The sequence below is a fragment of the Burkholderia puraquae genome, assembly GCF_002099195.1.
Lineage (GTDB): Bacteria > Pseudomonadota > Gammaproteobacteria > Burkholderiales > Burkholderiaceae > Burkholderia > Burkholderia puraquae.
Window position 1 is genome coordinate 884207 of sequence record NZ_NBYX01000001.1, and the last position, 21031, is coordinate 905237.

The following is a 21031-nucleotide window of genomic DNA, read 5'->3' on the forward strand; positions in this document are numbered from 1 at the left end:
TTGAAGTGAGCCGAAACGCCATTCAGTGGACCGGGGTTTTCCCGGCCGTCAGCACCCAGTTCAAGCCGGACTTTTCCCTCGACATCGACGCCACGCACCGCGTGGTGAAGAACCTGGTGAACGACGGCGTGTCGGGCCTCGTGGTCTGCGGCACGGTCGGCGAAAACACGTCGCTGTCGACGAGCGAGAAACTCCAGGTGATCGAGGCCGCACGCGACGCGGCCGGCGGCAAGATCCCGGTGATCGCCGGCATCGCCGAATTCACGACCGAATTCGCGCGCAACACGGTGCGTGAAGCACAGCGCGTCGGCGTCGACGGCGTGATGGTGATGCCCGCGCTGGTCTACTCGGCGAAGCCGCACGAAACCGCCGCGCACTTCCGCGCAGTCGCGACGAGCACCGACCTGCCGGTGATGGTCTACAACAACCCGCCGATCTACAAGAACGACGTGACGCCCGACGTGCTGATCGCGCTGCAGGATTGCGAGAACATCGTCTGCTTCAAGGATTCGTCAGGCGATACGCGCCGCTTCATCGACCTGCGCAACGCGGTCGGCGATCGCTTCGTGCTGTTCGCGGGCCTCGACGACGTCGTGGTCGAGAGCATTGCCGTCGGCGCCGAAGGCTGGGTGTCGGGCATGTCGAACGCGTTCCCGAAGGAAGGCGAGACGCTGTTCCGCCTCGCGAAGCAGAAGCGCTTCGACGAAGCACTCGCGCTGTACCGCTGGTTCATGCCGCTGCTGCACCTCGACGCACGCCCCGACCTCGTGCAGTGCATCAAGCTGTGCGAAGAGCTGGTCGGCCGCGGCAGCGCGATCACGCGCCCGCCGCGCCTCGCGCTGCAAGGCGACACGCTCGCGGAAGTGAAGGCCATCGTCGCGAAGGCGCTCGAAACGCGCCCGGCGCTGCCCGACGTCGGTCTCTGATCGACTCCCCCTGCGGCGGCGCGCGGGCTTTCCCCCAGCGCGCCGCCGTCTCCGGTCCGGCATGGCCTGCGGGCCCGCTCACACCGGCGCCAGCCCGCGCCGCGCGTGAACGCCCCGCAGCCCGCCCCGGTCGTTCGAACCGGGCGACGCCGGCCGGCAGGCATGCGCCGCTGCTCCGTCGCAGCGCGGCGCACCTCAAGCCTGTGCCGATATTCCCCTAGGAGACAAGCCCATGCCAGGCCAAGGCAACGCTCACCCGTCTGTCCCGCTTTCCCGTTCCGCGCACCCCGACGCGGGTCACGGCAAGTTCAAGAAACAGCTGTCCCTGACCGATCTCACGTTCATCGGTCTCGGCGCCATTTTCGGTTCGGGGTGGCTGTTCGCCGCGAGTCACGTGTCGACGATCGCGGGCCCGGCCGGCATCTTCTCGTGGCTGCTCGGCGGCTTTGCGGTACTGCTGCTCGGCATCGTCTACTGCGAACTCGGCGCCGCGCTGCCGCGCGCGGGCGGCGTGGTCCGCTACCCGGTGTTCTCGCACGGCCCGCTGCTCGGCTACCTGATGGGCTTCATCACGCTGATCGCCTTTTCGAGCCTGATCGCGATCGAAGTCGTCGCCGCGCGCCAGTATGCGGCCGCGTGGTTTCCGGGCCTCACCGTCGAAGGATCGAGCGACCCGACCACGCTCGGCTGGCTCGTGCAGGCCGCGCTGCTGTGCTGCTTCTTTTACCTGAACTATTCGAGCGTGAAGACGTTCGCGAAGGCAAACAACATCATCAGCATCTTCAAGTTCATCGTGCCGCTGTCGGTGATCGCGGTGCTGTTCACGTTCTTCAAGCCCGCGAACCTGACCGTGCACGGCTTCGCGCCGTTCGGCATGCCGGGCATCGAAATGGCCGTGTCCGCGGGCGGCATCATCTTCGCGTACCTCGGGCTCACGCCGATCGTGTCGGTCGCGAGCGAGGTGCGCAATCCGCAGCGCACGATCCCGATCGCGCTGATCCTGTCGATCCTGCTGTCGACGCTGATCTACGTACTGCTGCAGCTCGCATTCATCGGCAGCATCCCCACCGGCATGCTCGCCGCCGGCTGGCATGACGTGAGCAAGGCGTTCTCGCTGCCGTACCGCGACATCGCGCTGGCACTCGGCGTCGGCTGGCTCGCGGTGATGGTCGTCGCCGACGCGATGGTCTCGCCGAGCGGCTGCGGCAACATCTATATGAACGCGACGCCGCGCGTGGTCTACGGCTGGGCGAAGACGGGCACGTTCTTCAAGATATTCACGCGCGTCGACGAAGCGTCGGGCATCCCGCGCGCAGGCCTGTGGCTCACGTTCGGCCTCGCGATCTTCTGGACGCTGCCGTTCCCGTCGTGGGAAGCGCTGATCAACATCGTGTCGGCCGCGCTGGTGCTGAGCTATGCGGTCGCGCCGGTATCGGTCGCCGCGCTGCGCCGCACCGCGCCCGACCTGCCGCGGCCGTTCCGTGCAAGCGCGTTCGGCATCACCGGCCCCGCGTCGTTCGTGATCGCCGCGCTGATCGTCTACTGGTCGGGCTGGAGCACGGTGTCCTGGCTGCTCGGCCTGCAGATTGTGATGTTCGCGATCTATCTCGCGTGCCGCCGCTGGGTGCCGACTGCGCACCTGAGCCTCGCGGAGCAGGTGCGCTCGTCCGCGTGGCTGATCGCGTTCTATGCCGCGATGATCGGGCTGTCGTATCTCGGCGGCTTCGGCGGCACGGGCCAGCTTGCGCATCCGTACGACACGTTCGTCGTCGCGGCCGTCGCGCTCGTCATCTACTACTGGGGGGCGAATACCGGCGTGCGCGCCGACAAGCTGCAACTCGACGACGACGAGGACTGACGCGCCCCCGCGCTCACCCATGATCCATTCGGCCGGGCGCCCCACGCCCGGCCCCTGTTTTTTTCCGAGGAAAACCATGCAACTCACAGGCCAGCTCCTGATCGGCCAGTCCGCCGTCGCCGGACAGAACGGCACCCTCCACGCGATCGCCGCCGCAACCGGCGAACCGCTCGAACCCGCGTTCGGCGGCGCCAGCCTGCAGGACCTGGAGACGGCCTGCGCGCTCGCCGACGACGCGTTCGACCGGTATCGCGAAACGTCGCTCGAAGCCCGCGCCGCGTTTCTCGACGCAATCGGCCGCCACATCATGGCGCTCGGCGACGACCTGATCGAGCGCTGCGTCATCGAAACCGGCCTGCCGCGCGCCCGCATCGAAGGCGAGCGCGGCCGCACGGTCGGCCAGCTCGCGCTGTTCGCGTCGCTCGTGCGCGACGGCGGCTTTCTCGACGCGCGAATCGATCCGGCACGCCCCGAGCGCAAGCCGCAGCCGCGCGTCGACCTGCGGCTGCGCAACGTCGCGGTCGGGCCCGTCGCCGTGTTCGGCGCGTCGAACTTCCCGCTCGCGTTCTCGGTCGCCGGCGGCGATACGGCATCGGCGCTCGCGGCCGGCTGCCCGGTGATCGTCAAGGCGCATTCGGCGCACCCGGGTACGTCGGAACTCGTCGGCCGCGCGATCCAGCAGGCCGCGCGCGAATGCGGGATGCCGGCCGGCGTGTTCTCGCTGCTGTTCGACGCGTCGCGCGAGATCGGCCAGGCGCTCGTCGCCGATCCACGCATCAAGGCCGTCGGCTTCACCGGCTCGCGCCGCGGGGGCGTCGCGCTGATGCACATCGCAGCCGCCCGCCCCGAGCCGATTCCCGTCTACGCGGAAATGAGCTCGATCAATCCCGTGCTGTTGTTTCCCGCCGCGCTCGATGCGCGCCACGACACCATCGCACCGCAATTCGTCGCATCGCTCACGCTCGGCGCCGGCCAGTTCTGCACGAACCCGGGCCTCGTGCTCGCCGTCGACGGCCCTGCACTGCGTGCATTCGAAGCTGCGGCTACCGATGCCGTGCGCGCAGCCCCTGCTCAAACGATGCTGACACCGCACATCCACGCCAGCTACGAACACGGTGTCGCGGCACTGCGCGATCACGCGGCTGTCGCGCTGCTCGCGCAAGGCGCCGAAGGCAACCGCCTGCAGGCCCGCGCGGCGCTGCTCGCGACCTCGGCCGACGCTTTCATCGCGCATGGCGAGCTGCGCGACGAAGTCTTCGGCCCCGCTTCGCTGATCGTCCGTTGCCCGGACGCCGGCGCGCTGCATCGCGTGCTGAAGTCGCTCGAAGGCCAGCTGACGATCGCCGCGCACCTCGCCGACGGCGACGCGCCGCTGTTCGCCGCACTGCGCCCGCTGCTCGAGCGCAAGGCCGGCCGCATTCTCGTCGACGGCTTCGGCACGGGCGTCGAGGTCGGCCATGCGATGGTGCACGGCGGCCCGTTCCCGGCCACGTCCGACACGCGCACGACATCCGTCGGTGCGCGCGCGATCGAACGCTTCCTGCGACCCGTGTCGTATCAGGACCTGCCGGATGCGCTGTTGCCGGAAGCGCTCCGCAACGGCAATCCGCTGAACGTGCCGCAACGCATCGACGGCGTGCCCGCGCCGCGGGAGGCGAACCATGTCTGAGCCGCTCGCCGAAGTCGTCCTGTCGCTCGATGAAGTCCACGCGCTCGCGCTGCGCGTGCTGACACGCAACGGAATGTCCGACGCGCATGCGCGGGCCATCGCCAACGTGATCACGCAGGGCCAGCGCGACGAATGCCATTCGCATGGCGTGTACCGGCTGCTCGTGTGCGTGCGTTCGCTGAAGAAGGGCAAGGTCGATCCGCAGGCCGTGCCGACGTTGCGCCGGCTGTCGTCGTCGATCGTCGCGGTCGACGCACATCGCGGCTTCTCGCTGCTGAGCTTCGAAACGGGCCTGCCCGTGCTCGTCGAGATGGCGAAGCAGCACGGCATCGCCGCGATGACGATCAACCACTGCTACCACTTCTCCGCGCTGTGGCCGGAAGTCGAGGCGATTGCGGCCGAGGGGCTGGTCGGCATCGCGATGAACCCGAGCCATAGCTGGGTCGCGCCGGAAGGCGGCAAGGAGCCGGTGTTCGGCACGAACCCGATCGCGTTCGCGTGGCCGCGCCCGGGCGGCGTGCCGTTCGTGTTCGATTTCGCGACGAGCGCGATCGCGCGCGGCGACATCGAGCTGCATGCGAAGCAAGGCAAGGCGATCCCGCCGGAATGGGCGATCGACGCCGACGGACGGCCGACCACCGATCCGAAGGCCGCGCTGCAGGGCGCGATGCGCACGTTCGGCGGCCACAAGGGTTCGGCGCTCGCGGCGATGGTCGAACTGCTCGGCGGTGCGCTGATCGGCGACATGACGAGCCGCGAATCGATGGACTTCGACGAAGGCGTCGGCGCGACGCCGTGCCATGGCGAGCTCGTGATCGCATTCGACCCGAAGGTGTTCCTCGGCGACGATCTCGACACGGGGCTCGCGCGCGGCGAGCGGATGTTCGAATCGATCGTCGCGCAGGGGGCACGGCTGCCGTCGCAACGGCGCTTCGACGCCCGCGCGCGCAGCGTTGCAAACGGCGTGCGGATTCCGAAAGCGCTGTACGACGAGATCCTGACACTGCTCGACTGATCGCCGGCGCGCGGGGCCGGATCGTGCGTTCAGCGCCGATCGATGCGCGGCCCGGCCGCCTCCGTGGCGGGTCACGTGGGCGTCCCGCAACAGTGCGCGTGCCTTTCGCCGGGCGCGCCGCCCGCGCCGCTTGCCGGCCCCGCGGGCGCCACGCCCGCGGCGGCTGTGGGATAATCGTGCGGTTTGCCCAGGGCGCAGCTCAAGAGGTTGTTCGCACGGGCGCGAGAGAGGCCTTTATTCCCCGTGCCTCCACCCTTTTCCCGCGATATTTCTTCAGCAACGACAATGCCCACTTACCGCTCCAAAACCTCCACCGCCGGTCGCAACATGGCAGGTGCGCGCTCGCTCTGGCGCGCCACCGGCATGAAAGACGACGATTTCTCGAAGCCGATCATCGCGGTCGTCAACTCGTTCACCCAGTTCGTGCCGGGGCACGTGCACCTGAAGGATCTCGGCCAGCTCGTCGCGCGCGAGATCGAAGCCGCCGGCGGCGTCGCGAAGGAATTCAACACGATCGCGGTCGACGACGGCATCGCGATGGGCCACGACGGCATGCTCTATTCGCTGCCGAGCCGCGACATCATCGCCGACTCGGTCGAGTACATGGTGAACGCGCACTGCGCGGACGCGATGGTCTGCATCTCGAACTGCGACAAGATCACGCCGGGGATGCTGATGGCCGCGATGCGCCTCAACATTCCGGTGATCTTCGTGTCGGGCGGCCCGATGGAAGCCGGCAAGACGCGCCTCGCGAACCCGGTCACCAAGGCCATCGAACTGAAGAAGCTCGACCTCGTCGACGCGATGGTGATCGCGGTCGACCCGTCGTATTCCGACGCCGAAGTCGCCGAAGTCGAACGCTCGGCCTGCCCGACCTGCGGTTCGTGCTCGGGCATGTTCACCGCGAACTCGATGAACTGCCTGACTGAAGCGCTCGGCCTGTCGCTGCCCGGCAACGGCACGGTGGTGGCCACGCACGCCGATCGCGAGCAACTGTTCAAGCGCGCCGGCCGCCGCATCGTCGAACTCACCCGCCAGCACTACGAGCAGGACGACGAACGCGTGCTGCCGCGCTCGGTGGGCTTCAAGGCGTTCGAGAACGCCATGACGCTCGACATCGCGATGGGCGGCTCGACCAACACGATCCTGCACCTGCTGGCGATCGCGCAGGAAGCCGGCATCGACTTCACGATGAAGGACATCGACCGCCTGTCGCGCGTCGTGCCGCAGCTGTGCAAGGTCGCGCCGAACACGAACAAGTACCACATCGAGGACGTGCACCGCGCCGGCGGCATCATGGCGATCCTCGGCGAGCTCGAGCGCGCCGGCAAGCTGCACACCGACGTGCCGACCGTGCACGCACCGACGCTGAAGGATGCGCTCGACCGGTGGGACATCGTCCGCACGCAGGACGAAGCGGTCCGCACGTTCTACCTGGCCGGCCCGGCCGGCATCCCGACGCAGGTCGCGTTCAGCCAGGACACGCGCTGGCCGAGCCTCGACCTCGATCGCGCCGAAGGCTGCATCCGCTCGTACGAGCATGCGTTCTCGAAGGAAGGCGGCCTCGCGGTGCTGACGGGCAACATCGCACTCGACGGCTGCGTGGTGAAGACGGCCGGCGTCGACGAAAGCATCCTGGTGTTCGAAGGCACGGCACACGTAACCGAATCGCAGGATGAGGCAGTCGAAAACATCCTGAACGACAAGGTCAAGGCCGGCGACGTGGTGATCGTGCGCTACGAAGGCCCGAAGGGCGGCCCCGGCATGCAGGAAATGCTCTACCCGACCAGCTACATCAAGTCGAAGGGGCTCGGCAAGGCATGCGCGCTGCTGACGGACGGCCGCTTCTCGGGCGGCACGTCGGGCCTGTCGATCGGCCACTGCTCGCCGGAAGCGGCAGCGGGCGGTGCGATCGGCCTCGTGCGCGACGGCGACAAGATCCGCATCGACATCCCGAACCGCACGATCGACGTGCTGGTATCGGACGAGGAACTGGCGCGCCGCCGCGAAGAGCAGAACGCGAAGGGCTGGAAGCCGGCGCAACCGCGTCCGCGCAAGGTGTCCGCCGCGCTGAAGGCCTACGCGAAGCTGGTCATGTCCGCCGACAAGGGTGCAGTGCGCGACCTGTCGCTGCTCGACGACTGACAGAGGTAGCACGACCGGCTGCCGGCAACGTGCAACCGGTCAGGCTGCGGGGCCGTACGACCGCCCGCTCGCCCGATCCAGAAGCCGCTCTCCGGAGCGGCTTTTTTTCGTCCGGCGCCAACCGAAAGCGCCGACATCGTCAATGACGGAATTCTTCCGGGCCGCCACCGCCTCCGCCACCGCCACCACCGTGGCCCCCGCCGCCGTTCCCGCCGCCTTGCGGCCGCGCGCCGCCGTACCCCCCACCGCCGCCGCCCGGGTGCACCGGCGCCGGCATCGTGCGGACCTCGCCACCCGGTGCGGGCGGCGGACGCACGACGGCGGCCGGTGGCGGCCCTGCCGGACGCGCATTGCCGGCTGCACCCGGCATCGGCGCAGGGGCAGGCGCGGGCGCGGCAGGCGGCGTGCGGATCGCGCCGTTCCAGCCGCCGCGCGCAGCCGACGGCCGCGTGTCATGCACGGGCGGCGGACCGCCCGGTGCGACCTGCACCGCCCCACCCGGTTGCGGGCGCCCCTGCCCCGGCGGCCTCCCGCCCGGGCCGAGCCGCGGTTCCGCGCGATGCTCCCACCGATCGCGGTCATGGAACCACGGCCGGTGACGGTAGTAGCGATCCCAGTACGCGCCGATCGCGAACCCGGTGATCGGCACGCCGATGATCGCGCCATATTCGAGTAGCGGCGCGTAACCGCCCTGGTACGGATAGTCGATCAGCTGCGCGTCGATCCAGCCGCGCACACCCGGCAACGCGACGTCGCACCACGTGTAGTCGCTCAGGCAGCCGAACACGTCCAGCGCGGTGCCCGGCGGAATCTGCGCGACGACCGGATAGTCCGGCGCCGGTCCGGCGAACAGCTCGGCCGGCGAGTTCGTGTAGCCAGCGCTCTGCGCCTGCGCAATGCCCGGCGCGGCCACCAGGCCGAACAGGGCGACGCACAGGCCGCGAACGATCGTATTCCTCATGCTCATGATGCTCTCCCGCACGGTGCCGCCGCGCGCCGGTCAATGCCGATGGCCGCCCCAGCCGCCACCCCAGTGGCCGCCGCCCCACGGACGATGCCAGTACCCGCCGCGTCCGCGCCAGCCGCCGCCCCAGCCGCCCCAGAAGCCGACCGAGATCGCCGGCGCACCCCAGCCGTACCAGCCCGGGTAATACGCGGGGGCGTAGTACGAATACGGATAGGGATACGGCAGCGGATAGGCGGGCGCGACGTAGACGGGAGCCGGGTCGACCACGGGCGGCGCGACCGCCGCCGCAGCCGGGCCCGGCGCAGCGGTGCCCGGTGCAGCCGGCGTGACGGGTATCTCGCGCTGCGTCAGCGTGGCCGGCGCCGGTGCGTAGTACGGCGCATAGCCATACGGGCTCGTGTAATAACAGCCGCCGAGGATCAGCGTCGTCAATGCGAATACCGCATACCTCGCGGCAGGAATCGGGGTCATTTCTTGCTCCGCCAGAATCCGCGCGTCGCCGCCAGGCGCGCGCCTGACTCTAGCTTACGTCCCCTGCAGATTTCCGCGGGGTATGATCGGTTACTTTTTGTTTCCTGCGCCCGGCAGTCGCGCGGGCACGCCGCGTGCTGGCCCGTCTGCCGCGCTCGCGTTGAAGTTTGCGCAAATGCCCTCAACTTGAACGATGTCAGGCTGGCCGGCGCGGACGGGGGTTCGCGAGCAACCGGTGGCCCGAAACCGGCGGACTTCGGCCCGCCCAGACAGGAGCGCGGCTCACGCCGCCATCGACATGACTACGCCACGCCCCACTCACCGGGCGGAAACGCCGCTCGATCCGATCATCCAGTTGCTGGCGCTCGCCGGCGAACAGGGTTATCTGACCCACGCCGACCTCGTCGACGCGCTGCCGCCCGAAAGCGACAGCCCCGACGCGCTCGACGTCGTGCGCGCCGCGCTCGCCGACATCGGCATCGCCGTGCTCGACGAGCCGGCCGCGCCTGCGCCGTTCGCCGGTTCAGCGCCTGTCGACGTCGATCGCGATGCGCTCGACGAAGGCCGCGCGATGCTCGGCGACCTCGCACGCGGCACGAGCGCGTCGACCGACCCGCTCGCGCTCTACATGCGGCGCATGCAGGCGGTGCCGCTGCTCACGCGCGAAGGCGAGATCGTGCTGGCCCGCGAGATCGAGACGGGCCGCCACCAGATCCTGCACGCGCTCGCCGGCTGTCCGGCGGCAGTCGACGCGCTGCTTGCGCGTCATCACGCAACGGCAACGACCGGCGCCGCCGGATCGTCCGATGACGATGCCCCCGACACGCCCGCACCCGCCAGCGACGACGCGCTGCAGGCGGCCGTCGCGGCCTTGCGTGATGCGTTGCACGCGCATGGCTTCCGTTCGGCCAAATACCGTGACGCGCGCAACCACGTAGCGGCCCTGCTCGGCTCGATCGCGTGGGTCGCGCCGGCCGTCGACGACGCAAGCCGCGTCGTGCGCACGCTCGCGTCCGCGCCGCATGGCAACGCAGCGGGCGAAGCCGCCTGCTTCGACACGGTCGCGCGGCGCGCACTCGCGGCAGCGCTCAGCGACGGCCAGCAGAAGGTGCGCGACGCCACGCGCGCGATGCTCGAGGCGAACCTGCGGCTCGTGCTGTCGATTGCGCGCAAGTACATGAACCGCGGCGTCGACCTGCCCGATCTGGTACAGGACGGCAGTCTCGGCCTGATGCGCGCGATCGAGAAATTCGAATACCGGCGCGGGTTCAAGTTCTCGACCTATGCGACCTGGTGGATCCGCCAGGCGATCGCGCGCGCGGTCGCGGATCGCGCACGCACGATCCGCGTGCCCGTGCACGTCGGCGACCAGTACCAGCGTGTGCAGCGGCATGCGCTGCGTTTTCGCCAGCGCACGGGCCGCCGGGCGACGCCGGCCGAACTCTCGGCCGAAACCGGCCTCGACGAGGACAAGCTGCGTGCGGTGCTCGCGCTGCCTGCCGAGCCCGTGTCGCTCGACGCGCCGCTGCCCGACGCGGACACCGGCCTCGTCGAGCTGATCGAGGACCAGGCGTCGGCCAGCCCGTTCGAGCAACTGGCCGACACGCGCATGCGCGAGTGCGTGAGGTCGCTGCTCCGGTCGGTCACACCGGCCGAAGCCGACGTGCTGCGCCGGCGGTTCGGCCTCGGTGGCGCCGAGCCCGATACCTACGACGTGATCGCGCAGGATGCGGGCATGTCGCGCGAACGGGTGCGGCAGATCGAGAAACGGGCGCTCGCCGCGTTGCGCACGGCCGCCGAGGCCGAGAACGCGCAGTCGTTCCTCGACGCGTGATCGCGTCACGCGACGCACGGTCGTGCCGCCAGCCGGCACGACCGTGCGCTTCGCACCTGTGCTACGTTTGCCATTGACGTGCATCAAGTTTTCTTCATCGCGCGTCGCGACAATGGTGAAAAGCCGACCGGCGCATCGCTCGTCGTGTCCATTCCGTTTGTGCTTCCCCGGGTCCCTCGCCATGCAGACGAGCGCCAGCCAAACGTACGAGGAAAACCGGCATATCGCGGCCTGCCTGCGCGAGGCGGCGCAGCGGCTGGCTGATCAGGGTGCGAATCCGTACCGGGTCGCCGCTTACCGCGCGTCGGCCGAGACGGTCGATGCACTCGACCTCGACATCCGCGCGCTGTTCGAGTCCGGCGGTGTCGATGCGCTCGGCACGCTGCCCGAAATCGGCACGGGCGTCGCGCAGGCGATCGCCGAGCTGCTGGTGACGGGGCGCTGGCGCCAGCTCGACCGGCTGTGCGGCGACGCCGAGCGCACCTCCGCGTTCGAAGCGGTGCCCGGCATCGGCCACGCGCTCGCGCTGCGCATTCACGACCTGCTGCACATCGATACCCTCGAGGAACTCGAACGCGCGGCCCGCAACGGCCAGCTCGAAACGATCTCGGGCGTCGGCCCGCGGCGCGCGGCCGGCATCCGCACCGCGCTCAGCGACGTGCTGAGCCGCCGCCGGCGCTGGCAGGGCCACGTGCGGGACGCCAGACCCGGCACGGAACCGCCCGTCGAACTGCTGCTCTACATCGATCGCCTGTACCGCAACAAGGCCGCCGCCGGCGTGTTGCCGACGCCTGGCGTGGCGCAACGCACAATCGCGCACCGGCGCCTGAACGCGGACGGCTACGTGCCGCTGCCCGTGATGCACATGACCAAGGGCGGCTGGCATTTCACGGCGCTGTGCCTGCATGCCGCAATGCGCACGCCGGAGGCCTCCCGCCCGACCGACTGGGTGTCGCTCTATTTCTACGATGCCGTGCAGTGCGAGCACCAGCGCACCGTCTTCACCGAAACGTACGGCTCGCTCGTCGGCAAGCGCATCGTGCGCGGGCGCGAGCAGGAATGCCGCGTGTATTACGCGGGGTGATTCAGTCGTCGGGGGCTTCGTCGACGTCGAACGCGACGTCGAGCACCGACGCGATCTCGCGACATGCATGGGTGAGCGCGCGGGAACGGCGGCCGGAATGGTCCACCCCGAGATCGAACCACGTCGAATACGACTCGTAATCGGCAGCGCTCCTGCAGTTCGGCACGTCGAACCAGAACGTCACCATGTAGCCGCCCTTCCAGCGAACCGGCATGACCTGCGTGAGCTGCAGTCGCGTGATGGCGCCGTGGCGGAACCGGAAGCTGTCGCCGCCGACGCGGAACCCCGCCCATGCGCCGTCGTTCGACACGGACACGGTCAGCGTGTCGTCTGGTGGCGCGGCTGACAGGCTATCTACAGGGGCAAGTTCGGCCGTCGACACCATCGCCGCCCCCGAACCGTCACGCCCCGTCTCGACATCCACGTACGCTTCGATCGTCCGCTTCGCCTTGTCGTAGAAACAGCGCGTGACGCCGGGCCGCGCCGCGTCGGCAATCAGAACCAGCTGCTTGAATCGTGCGTGCTCGCCATATTGAAGCGGCACGTCGGGCGCGGTGTCAGGCTCGTCAACCGGTTCGTCATCCAGACTATCAGCCGGTGCGGGCGGTGCGATCGTCTCGGGCCGTTCAACGAACCCACGCCGCCGTTTCACCCATGCGGTTCCCCACGTCAGCAGCGCGGTCTGCGTCGCCAGCACGGCCGCCATCGTCGCGCACCCGGCGAGAAAGCCGTAGTGCGGCCCGACCTTCGATGCCGCATACGCGGCCGGAAGTACGTAAAGCACAAGAAAAAACCACACGCGGCAACCCCGTTGTTCCTGTTCGCGATCTCCGGTACGGAATGGCACGGCGTGCCACCCAGCGGCCGGGCCGCCACTGCTACCCGGCGGATGCACGCCCGCCGCCCAAGCGCCTACGCGCCGTCCGCCTTCGTGCGGCGTGCCGGATGGCGATGGACGGCGATCCGCAGCAGCTTCTGGAACGACGGGCATTCCAGGTGATTCGATGCCGGGCACACGGCCGCATGCCGCAACGCATCGCGCACGGCGCCGAGACGCCGGATCGTGCGGTCGAGTTCGTCGGCCTTGCCGTCGAGCTTCGCGCGATCGATCGCAGGCAGGCCGTCCGCGCCGACCATCGCGAGGATGTCGTCCAGCGAAAAACCGGCCTCGCGGCCAAGCGCGATCAGCGCCAGGCGCTCCAGCACCGACTCGTCGTATTGCCGCCGCAGCCCGTGGCGGCCGGTCGGGACGATCAGCCCTTTTTCCTCGTAGTAGCGCAGCGTCGACGCGGGCAATCCCGAGCGCCGTGCCACGTCCGCAATGTCCAGTCGGCCCATGCTTGACCTCAAGTGAACTTGAAGCAGCAAGATAGTGGCTCGACTTCATAAAGACAAGCACTGACTGCCATGAAACCGCTGAAGCCGCGCCGTATTCCGCTGCACCGCGCAGCCGCCGCCCTCCGCTGCCGAGGTGCGCGATGAGCCTGCCCGACGTCCTGCTCAACCTGTTGCTGATCGGTACGGGCGCCACGCTCGTGATGGATCTGTGGGCGCTGTTCCGGCGGCGCGCATTCGGCATTCCGTCGCTCGACTATGCGGTGGTCGGCCGCTGGATCGGTCACATGATGCACGGCCGGTTCCGGCACGCGTCGATCGCCGCCGCGCCACCCGTGCCGGGCGAACGCACGCTCGGCTGGATCGCGCATTACGCGATCGGCATCGCGTTCGCGGCGCTGCCGGTCGTGGTCGCGGGCACGGAATGGGTCGGCACGCCGACGCTGCTCCCTGCAATCATCGCCGGCCTCGCCAGCGTGGCCGCGCCATTCTTCGTGATGCAACCCGCGTTCGGCTTCGGCATCGCGGCGTCGCGCACGCCGCACCCGCGCGTTGCGCGCTGGCGCAGCATCGTCGCGCATCTGTCGTATGGTGTGGGGCTCTATCTGTCCGCGTTCGCGCTCGCAGCGCTGGCCCGTTGAGCACACGGTTTCGCCCAAAAACCGTAACAGGTAGCGTCGGCTCAATCGAGCCGACGTCAGCGCACACGCCCGCGCTTCGTCGAGCGTGACCGGTGCATCGCGCTGCGCAAGCCGCACGAAAGCCGCGCCGGGCCTCGACACCGGCGCAACGGCGATGACGATGCGCATGTCGGAATGAGGTAAGCCAACGCGGCCTGCTCGCGCGCGGCGTCCCGGTGCTCCCGTTGTTTTCAACCCGGTCATCCGGCCTGCCCGGATGGCGGCGCGCGTCACTCCCCGCCGCAGTCGATCAGGTTGTGGCGCATGCGCCCGAGCAGCCGCACCAGCGTATCGCGCTCGTCGGGCGTGAAGCCGCGCAGCCCGTCGTCGGCGACGGTGTCCCCCACTTCGAGCATCTGCGGAAAGATCTCGCGCGACTTGTCGGTCAGCCGGATCACGAAGGCGCGGCGATCGTCGTCGTTCGCGATGCGCTCGATCCAGCCATAGCTTTCCATCCGGTCGAGCAACCGCGTGAGCGAGATCGGCGTGATCTCGAGCCACTCGGCGAGCCGCGCCTGATTCATCTCGCCCTTCCACGTCAGGTACGCGAGCACGCGGCTTTGCGCACGCGTCAGCCCGATGCGTTTCGCGCGCCGGTCGAACAGGCGACCGTTCAGGCGGGCAACGTCGGCGATCAGATAACCGATCCGGTTCTCGTAAGTCTTGTCCATCCGCGGATTATAGGGTCAAGCCTGGAACCGCCCGCGGCTCGCGGTCCGGCGATAAGCAGATATATAATAAGCGTGCTTATCATTACCGCCATGCAGGATCGCCGTCCACGGCGACCGCCCACGGAGACACCCGCTTGAACCCCGCCGCCGACGCCCCCGCCTCGCCCGCCCTGAACCGGCCGATGCTGACCCTGTCGATCATGCTCGCCACGCTGATCCAGACCCTCGACAGCACGATCGCGAACGTCGCGCTACCGCACATGCAGGGCACGCTGTCCGCGTCGCAGGACGAGATCACGTGGGTGCTGACCTCCTATATCGTCGCGGCGGCAATTGCGACGCCGCTCACCGGCTGGCTGTCCGACCGGCTCAGCGTAAAGCGGCTGCTGATCGTGTCGATCGCGGGCTTCACGGTCGCGTCGGCGCTGTGCGGGCTGTCCGAGACGCTCGTGCAGATCGTCGGCGCCCGCCTGCTGCAGGGCGTGTTCGGCGCCGCGCTGGTGCCGCTGTCGCAATCGATCCTGCTCGACATCAATCCGCGCGAGAAACAAGGCCAGGCGATGGCGATCTGGGGGATGGGCGTGATGGTCGGCCCGATCCTCGGACCGACGCTCGGCGGCTGGCTCACCGACAGCTACAACTGGCGCTGGGTGTTCTTCATCAACGTGCCGATCGGCGCGTTTGCGCTCGCCGGCGTGATGACCTTCCTGCCCGCGCGCGCGCCGCGCCCGCACGTGAAGTTCGACGCGTTCGGCTTCGCGACGCTCGCGCTCGCGATCGGCGCGTTCCAGGCGATGCTCGACCGCGGCGAACAGCTCGACTGGTTCGGCTCGTACGAGATCCGCATCGAGGCAATCGTCGCGGCGCTCAGCTTCGCGTTCTTCCTCGTGCATACGGCGACCGTCGGCAAGGCGTCGTTCTTCAAGTCGGAACTGCTGCGCGACCCGAACTTCGCCACGGGCACATTGTTCATCTTCGTGGTCGGCGCGGTGTTGTACGCAACGCGCGCGCTGCTGCCGCCGATGCTGCAGAACCTGATGGGCTACCCGGTCGCGACGACGGGCCTCGTCACCGCGCCAAGCGGCGCCGGCACGATGATCGCGATGCTGTTCGTCGGAAGGCTGCTGAAATACGTGGATGCGCGGATGCTGCTGCTTGCGGGGCTGTCGATTTCCGCGCTCGCGCTATGGCAGATGATGCAGTACACGGTCGTGCTGTCCGAAGCGGACATCGTGTGGCCGGGCGTGGTGCAGGGCTTCGGGCTGGGGCTCGTGTTCGTGCCGCTGAGCGCGCTGTCGTTCTCGACGCTGCCGCCGGACCTGCGCGCGGACGGCACGGCCACCTACAGCCTGATGCGCAACATCGGCAGCAGTATCGGCATCTCGATCGTGCAGACGCTGATGACGCGCAACACGCAGGTCGCGCATGCCGACCTCGCGACCCACATCACGCCGTTCAACCCGGCCGTTCAGGCGATGGCCGGCAGCCGCCTCGACATCGCGCTGCTCGACCGCACGATCAACCAGCAGGCGTCGATGATCGCGTACCTGAACGACTTCAAGCTGATGTTCGTCGCGACGCTGCTGATGATCCCGCTGTTGCTGCTGATCCGCCCGCCGCAGAAAGCAGCGAGCGTGGATATCGCGCACGCGGCGATGGATTGACGGGCGCCCGCACGCTGCACGCCCGCCTCACCTCGCGTCAGGCCTTCAGTCAGGCTTTCATCGTGCCCGTGCGCACGTAGCGCTCGTGCCACGACAGCGCCTCGGCGAGCAGGTGCGGCGTGTGCTTGCCGAAGCTTTCGCGCGACGCACGCTCGAAGTAATCCTCGAGCATCGGCCGGTAGTCGGGATGCGCGCAGGTCGCGATGACCTTGCGTGCACGCTGCTTCGGCGACAGCCCGCGCAGGTCCGCGAGGCCCTGCTCGGTGACGACCACCGCGACATCGTGCTCGGTATGGTCGACGTGGCTCGCCATCGGCACGATCCGCGAGATCGCGCCGCCCTTCGCGGTGCTCGCCGACATGAAGCACGACAGGTAGCCGTTGCGCGCGAAGTCGCCCGAGCCGCCGATGCCGTTCTGGATCTTCGTGCCCATCACGTGCGTCGAGTTCACGTTGCCGTAGATGTCGGCCTCGATCATCCCGTTCATTGCGATGCAGCCGAGGCGGCGCACGAGTTCCGGATGGTTGCTGATCTCCTGCGGACGCAGCACGATCTTCTCGCGGAACGTCGCGATTTCGTCGGCGAAGCGCTGCACGGCGGCCGGGCTCAGCGACAGCGCGGTGGCCGACGCGAAGTCCAGCGTGCCGTCCTGGAGCAGGTCGAGCATGCCGTCCTGGATCACTTCGGTGTATGCGGTCAGGTGCGAGAAGCCGGCCGAGCTGAGTTCCGCGAGCACCGCGTTCGTGATGTTGCCGACGCCCGACTGCAGCGGCAGCAGGTTTTCCGGCAGGCGGCCGCGCTTCACTTCATGGCGCAGGAAGTCGATCAGTTGGTGCGCGATCTGCTTCGACGTCTCGTCCGGCGCGGAGAACGCATTGCTGCGATCCGGCGCATCCGTCTCGACGATCGCGACGATCTTGTCGGCCGGGCAGCGCAGGTACGGCTCGCCGATCCGGTCATCGCTTTTCGTCAGCGGAATCGGCTTGCGGTGCGGCGGCAGCGCGGTCCCGTAGTAGACGTCGTGCATCCCGTCGAGGCCGAGCGGCTGGCGCGCGTTGACCTCGAGGATCACGTGCTTCGCGCGTTCGAGCCAGGTCTTGTTGTTGCCGATCGACGCGGACGGAATCAGCAGCCCGTCCTCGCGGATGCCTGCGACTTCGACGATCGCGACATCGAGATCGCCGTACAGCCCGAACCAGGCGTACTGCGCGACGTGGCTCAGGTGGACGTCCTGGTAGTCGACTTCGCCGCCGTTGATCTTGTCGCGCAACGTCGGGTCGGACTGGTACGGCAGGCGCATCGAGATGCCGTTGGTGCGGGCAAGCGCGCCGTCGAGTTCCGGCGCGGTCGATGCGCCCGTCAGGACATTGATCCGGAAGTCCTCGCCGCGCGTGTGCGCCGCGTCGATGTGGGCGGCAAGCGCGGCCGGCACGGCCTTCGGATAGCCCGACCCGGTAAAGCCGCTCATGGCGACGGTCATGCCGGGACGGATCAGCGCGGCGGCTTCGTCGGCGGTGCGGACGAGCGAACGCAGGGCGGGAGCGAGGATGCGTGAGGAAGACATGGCTGGTTTCTGACGCTTTGGTCTGTCGTTGACGTCGCGGGGGGTGTCTCCTGAGCGACATGAAGCCCTTGGGGCCGCGAGGGGCGGCCGGCACCACAGGCACGGTCGGAGTATCGCAGAGGCGATCCCCGCGAAATGTCCGCCAAATGCAAAAGATCCTTGCCGGATTTGCCGGGTATCGAACGACCGTTCCGTGACAGGCGCTCCGCTCGAATCGGATGCACACGAAAGGTGCGCGAAAGCATCGAACCGAAAGACCGGCCGACGATCGCCAATCCGCGCGCATCAATCGACGGATTTCCACTGGAATTTATCGCGATCCAGTCGACAATGACCGACACCCGTCCGGCGCGGCCAATTGTCACCCGATGAGGCTTCTCCCGGCCTGACGCACGTCAAGCTCGCACGCGCCGCGCAACCTGCGCCGGGACGCGCGAAAAGCACCGCCGCACCGGCCTGTGAGGCCCGTCCGCCCTTGACAGTCGCGTGGCACGAACCACACTGGAATACGGATCCCGCAGCCCCGTTCGGCCGCCCTTTCGCACACGCGCTTTTTGGCCGGCCGATCGCCGCAAGACGCGGTAACACTCCCTCATGTCAGGACATTGATCGAATAAAAAGCAACAAATTACAATTCCGTATATATTTCGCCGATGGACCAAAGAAAAACCGCCACACGTTCCGAACCGCCGCTGCCACGCACCTGGGATGCGCGGCTCGCGCGCTCGCTTGTCCGACCGCTCGTCGACACGCCCGTCACCCCGAATCACCTCACCACCGTTCGTCTGCTGATCGGCCTCGCCGGCGCCTGGTGCCTCGCGCACGGCGGCTTCGGCTGGAGCAATGCAGGCGCGTTCCTGATCGTGCTGTCGAACTTCGTCGACCACACCGATGGCGAGCTCGCACGCATCAGCGGCAAGTCGAGCAAGATCGGTCATTTTTACGATCTCGCGGCGGACGCGCTCGTCACGGTCGCGCTATTCGTCAGCATGGGGGTCGGCATCGTCGCCCAGGGCGGCCAGATGGCCGCGCCGCCGGTGCTGCTCGGCGCGGTGGCCGGCGCGGCCGTTGCGCTGATCTTCTTCCTGCGCATGCGGATCGAATCGTTCGCCGGCAAGGCCGGCACCAAGCAGGCATTTGCCGGCGGCTTCGAGACCGAAGACGTGCTGTACCTGCTGCCGCTCGTGACGCTGTTCGACGGCGTCGAACCGTTCCTGCTCGCGGCGTCGATCGGCGCCCCGCTATTCGCCGCCTGGGTCGTGATCGACTGGTGGCGCATCGTCCGGCGCGGCAATGTTCCGCAGAACCCTACTGAAATCCAGGCTTCCAAATGACTCCTAGCACGCGCGACGACTCCGTGCTGAGCCCGGCACGACCCGCGCCCGTGCGCGCGGCTGCGGCCGATCCCGATCGCACCGTGGCCGACCGTGTCGGCCATCTCGACCTCGACCGCCTGCGCAGCGACTACACGCGCCAGGGCTCGTTCCTGTATCTCGACGCATTCCTGCCGGCCGACGCGCACGCGAAACTCGCGGACGCCGCCCGCGCGATGCAGGCCGGCCTGAACCGCAATTACCTGCCCGGCCACAAGCAGGGCGGCAGCGTGAGCCGCCATACGATCGACGAGCAGGCGCCGTACATTGCCGAACTGTATCGCTCGAAGGCACTCATCTCCTTCCTCGAGAAGGTCACGGGCGACAAGCTGATGCTGTCGCCGGACGACGATCCGCACGCGTACGCGCTGTATTACTACACGAAGCCCGGCGACCACATCGGCTGGCACTACGACACGTCGTACTACGACGGCCGTCGTTACACGCTGCTGATCGGCGTGATCGACGAATCGTCGTGCCGGCTCGACTACGAGCTGCACACGCGCAATCCGGACGTGGCCGACGAACCGGGCTCCGTGCAGATCGCCGACGGCGGCATCGTGCTGTTCGACGGCGACAAGCTGCGCCACCGCATCACCCCGCTCGGCCAGAACGAGATGCGCGTGTCGCTCACCTTCGAATACGTGACGAACCCCGGCATGCGGCCGTGGAAGCGCTTCATCTCGAACATGAAGGACGCGATCGCGTATTTCGGTTTCCGCCAGGTGTTCAAGCAACTGGCGACGCGACGCACGACCGGGTCATGACACGCGCCGGCCTCATCCTGCTGTCCCTCGGGACCGCACTCTTCGTTGCACTCCTGGCATGGCAGGGCGTCGGCGCGGTCGCGTCCACGTTCCTCGCGGCCGGCTGGGGGCTCGCGCTCGTCGCGGCGTTCCACGTCGTGCCGCTCGTGATCGACGCGGTGGCGATTTCCGTGATGTTCCGCCACGGCCAGCCGGGCGCCGAGCTCGGCAACGCGCTGCGCGCGCGCTGGGTCGGCGAATCGGTAAACAGCCTGCTGCCCGCCGGGCAGATCGGCGGCCCCGTGCTGATGGTGCGCCACCTCGCGCAGCGCGGCACGCGGATGGCCGATGCGGCGGCAGCCGTCACGGTCAGCACGACGATGCAGGCGCTCTCGCAGATGGCATTCGCACTGATCGGCATCGCCGCGTTCAGCCTGTATGCCACGCACGAATCGGTCGCGCACCTGCGCACGCCCGCGCTGATCGCCACCGGCGTGCTCGGCGCCCTCGCCGCGCTGTTCTACGTGGCGCAGCGGCGCGGGCTGTTCGGCCGTGGCCTGCGCCTCGCGTCGAAGCTGCTCGGCCCGCGCGACTGGTCGTCGCTGGCCACCCGCGCCGATGCGATCGACGATGCGGTCGGTGCGCTGTACCGCGATCGTGCGAAGGTCGCGAAGACGTTCGCATTGAGTCTCGTCGGCTGGATCGTCGGCACCGCGGAAGTGTGGCTCGCGCTGCACTTCCTCGGGCATCCGGTGAGCTGGCTCGACGCGCTGCTGCTCGAGAGCGTCGGCCAGGCCATTCGCGGCGCGGCCTTCGCGATCCCGGGCTCGCTCGGCGCGCAGGAAGGCGGCTACCTGCTGCTCGCGCCGCTGGTCGGACTGCCGCCCGACGCGGCGCTCGCGCTATCGCTTGCGAAACGCGCGCGCGAACTCGCGCTCGGCCTGCCCGGCCTGCTCTATCTGCATTTCAGTGAAAGAAACTGGCAGCGGCGCCGTGCGCCGCAGCCGCTCGCCGACTGATCGTTCAGAT

At 68.5% G+C, this 21031-nt stretch carries 18 protein-coding genes; 12 read left to right on the forward strand and 6 right to left on the reverse strand.

What is annotated here, in order from left to right; genetic code table 11:
- Positions 1–5: 5 nt before the first annotated feature.
- The 5 genes from B7G54_RS03940 to ilvD all read left to right on the forward strand — a co-directional run bounded on the left by B7G54_RS03940 (position 6) and on the right by ilvD (position 7613).
- Positions 6–926, forward strand: a complete 921-nt coding sequence (locus B7G54_RS03940; RefSeq protein WP_006484863.1) for a dihydrodipicolinate synthase family protein — start codon at positions 6–8, stop codon at positions 924–926.
- 232 nt (positions 927–1158) lie between these two features.
- Positions 1159–2784, forward strand: a complete 1626-nt coding sequence (locus tag B7G54_RS03950) for an APC family permease (protein ID WP_085037835.1) — start codon at positions 1159–1161, stop codon at positions 2782–2784.
- A 76-nt stretch (positions 2785–2860) separates the two neighbouring features.
- A complete protein-coding gene (locus tag B7G54_RS03955) occupies positions 2861–4453 on the forward strand; it encodes an aldehyde dehydrogenase (NADP(+)) (protein WP_085037836.1) in 1593 nt (530 codons plus the stop codon).
- Positions 4446–5468, forward strand: coding sequence for an Ldh family oxidoreductase (locus B7G54_RS03960; RefSeq protein WP_085037837.1), 1023 nt, complete (start codon positions 4446–4448; stop codon positions 5466–5468). The genes B7G54_RS03955 and B7G54_RS03960 overlap by 8 nt, the downstream gene beginning before the upstream one ends.
- A 285-nt stretch (positions 5469–5753) precedes the next feature.
- Positions 5754–7613: a dihydroxy-acid dehydratase gene (gene ilvD, locus B7G54_RS03965; protein ID WP_085037838.1), complete on the forward strand. Its 1860-nt coding sequence runs from the start codon at positions 5754–5756 to the stop codon at positions 7611–7613.
- 139 nt (positions 7614–7752) lie between these two features.
- On the opposite strand, the gene B7G54_RS03970 is transcribed toward ilvD, so the two are convergent.
- Positions 7753–8574, reverse strand: coding sequence for an SH3 domain-containing protein (locus B7G54_RS03970; RefSeq protein ID WP_085037968.1), 822 nt, complete (start codon positions 8572–8574; stop codon positions 7753–7755).
- A 39-nt stretch (positions 8575–8613) separates the two neighbouring features.
- On the reverse strand, positions 8614–9051 hold the full coding sequence (locus B7G54_RS03975; protein WP_085037839.1) for a hypothetical protein: 438 nt from the start codon (positions 9049–9051) through the stop codon (positions 8614–8616).
- Between the two features lie 298 nt (positions 9052–9349).
- On the opposite strand from B7G54_RS03975, the gene B7G54_RS03980 reads away from it, so the two are divergent.
- Both B7G54_RS03980 and B7G54_RS03985 read left to right on the forward strand, forming a co-directional pair.
- Entirely contained in the window at positions 9350–10885 is a 1536-nt protein-coding gene (locus B7G54_RS03980) for a sigma-70 family RNA polymerase sigma factor (RefSeq protein ID WP_085037840.1), read from the forward strand.
- A gap of 181 nt (positions 10886–11066) precedes the next feature.
- Positions 11067–11969 (forward strand): helix-hairpin-helix domain-containing protein, encoded by a 903-nt coding sequence (locus tag B7G54_RS03985; RefSeq protein WP_085037841.1) that lies wholly within the window; start codon positions 11067–11069, stop codon positions 11967–11969.
- 1 nt (position 11970) lies between these two features.
- Here the strand turns inward: B7G54_RS03985 and B7G54_RS03990 are convergent, their stop codons facing one another.
- Both B7G54_RS03990 and B7G54_RS03995 read right to left on the reverse strand, forming a co-directional pair.
- A complete protein-coding gene (locus tag B7G54_RS03990) occupies positions 11971–12753 on the reverse strand; it encodes a hypothetical protein (protein ID WP_085037842.1) in 783 nt (260 codons plus the stop codon).
- Between the two features lie 128 nt (positions 12754–12881).
- Positions 12882–13307 carry a helix-turn-helix domain-containing protein gene (locus B7G54_RS03995; RefSeq protein WP_085037843.1) on the reverse strand — a complete coding sequence of 142 codons (426 nt, stop codon included), beginning with the start codon at positions 13305–13307 and terminating at the stop codon, positions 12882–12884.
- Between the two features lie 140 nt (positions 13308–13447).
- On the opposite strand from B7G54_RS03995, the gene B7G54_RS04000 reads away from it, so the two are divergent.
- Entirely contained in the window at positions 13448–13945 is a 498-nt protein-coding gene (locus tag B7G54_RS04000) for a DUF2938 domain-containing protein (protein ID WP_085037844.1), read from the forward strand.
- Between the two features lie 269 nt (positions 13946–14214).
- Here B7G54_RS04000 and B7G54_RS04005 read toward each other — a convergent pair whose 3' ends face one another.
- Entirely contained in the window at positions 14215–14655 is a 441-nt protein-coding gene (locus B7G54_RS04005) for a MarR family winged helix-turn-helix transcriptional regulator (protein ID WP_069259684.1), read from the reverse strand.
- Between the two features lie 134 nt (positions 14656–14789).
- Between B7G54_RS04005 and B7G54_RS04010 the strand changes: the two genes are divergently transcribed.
- Positions 14790–16319 (forward strand): DHA2 family efflux MFS transporter permease subunit, encoded by a 1530-nt coding sequence (locus tag B7G54_RS04010; protein ID WP_085037845.1) that lies wholly within the window; start codon positions 14790–14792, stop codon positions 16317–16319.
- 49 nt (positions 16320–16368) lie between these two features.
- On the opposite strand, the gene B7G54_RS04015 is transcribed toward B7G54_RS04010, so the two are convergent.
- A complete protein-coding gene (locus B7G54_RS04015; RefSeq protein ID WP_085037846.1) occupies positions 16369–17883 on the reverse strand; it encodes an acetyl-CoA hydrolase/transferase family protein in 1515 nt (504 codons plus the stop codon).
- A 653-nt stretch (positions 17884–18536) separates the two neighbouring features.
- Between B7G54_RS04015 and B7G54_RS04025 the strand changes: the two genes are divergently transcribed.
- Genes B7G54_RS04025 through B7G54_RS04035 form a run of 3 tightly spaced genes read left to right on the forward strand, consistent with a single transcriptional unit; the run spans position 18537 to position 21021 of the window.
- Entirely contained in the window at positions 18537–19217 is a 681-nt protein-coding gene (locus tag B7G54_RS04025; RefSeq protein WP_085037847.1) for a CDP-alcohol phosphatidyltransferase family protein, read from the forward strand.
- Positions 19214–20023: a HalD/BesD family halogenase gene (locus tag B7G54_RS04030; RefSeq protein ID WP_085037848.1), complete on the forward strand. Its 810-nt coding sequence runs from the start codon at positions 19214–19216 to the stop codon at positions 20021–20023. The genes B7G54_RS04025 and B7G54_RS04030 overlap by 4 nt, the downstream gene beginning before the upstream one ends.
- Complete coding sequence (locus tag B7G54_RS04035; protein WP_085037849.1) at positions 20020–21021, forward strand: HpnL family protein; 1002 nt, start codon at positions 20020–20022, stop codon at positions 21019–21021. The genes B7G54_RS04030 and B7G54_RS04035 overlap by 4 nt, the downstream gene beginning before the upstream one ends.
- Positions 21022–21031 lie beyond the last annotated feature (10 nt).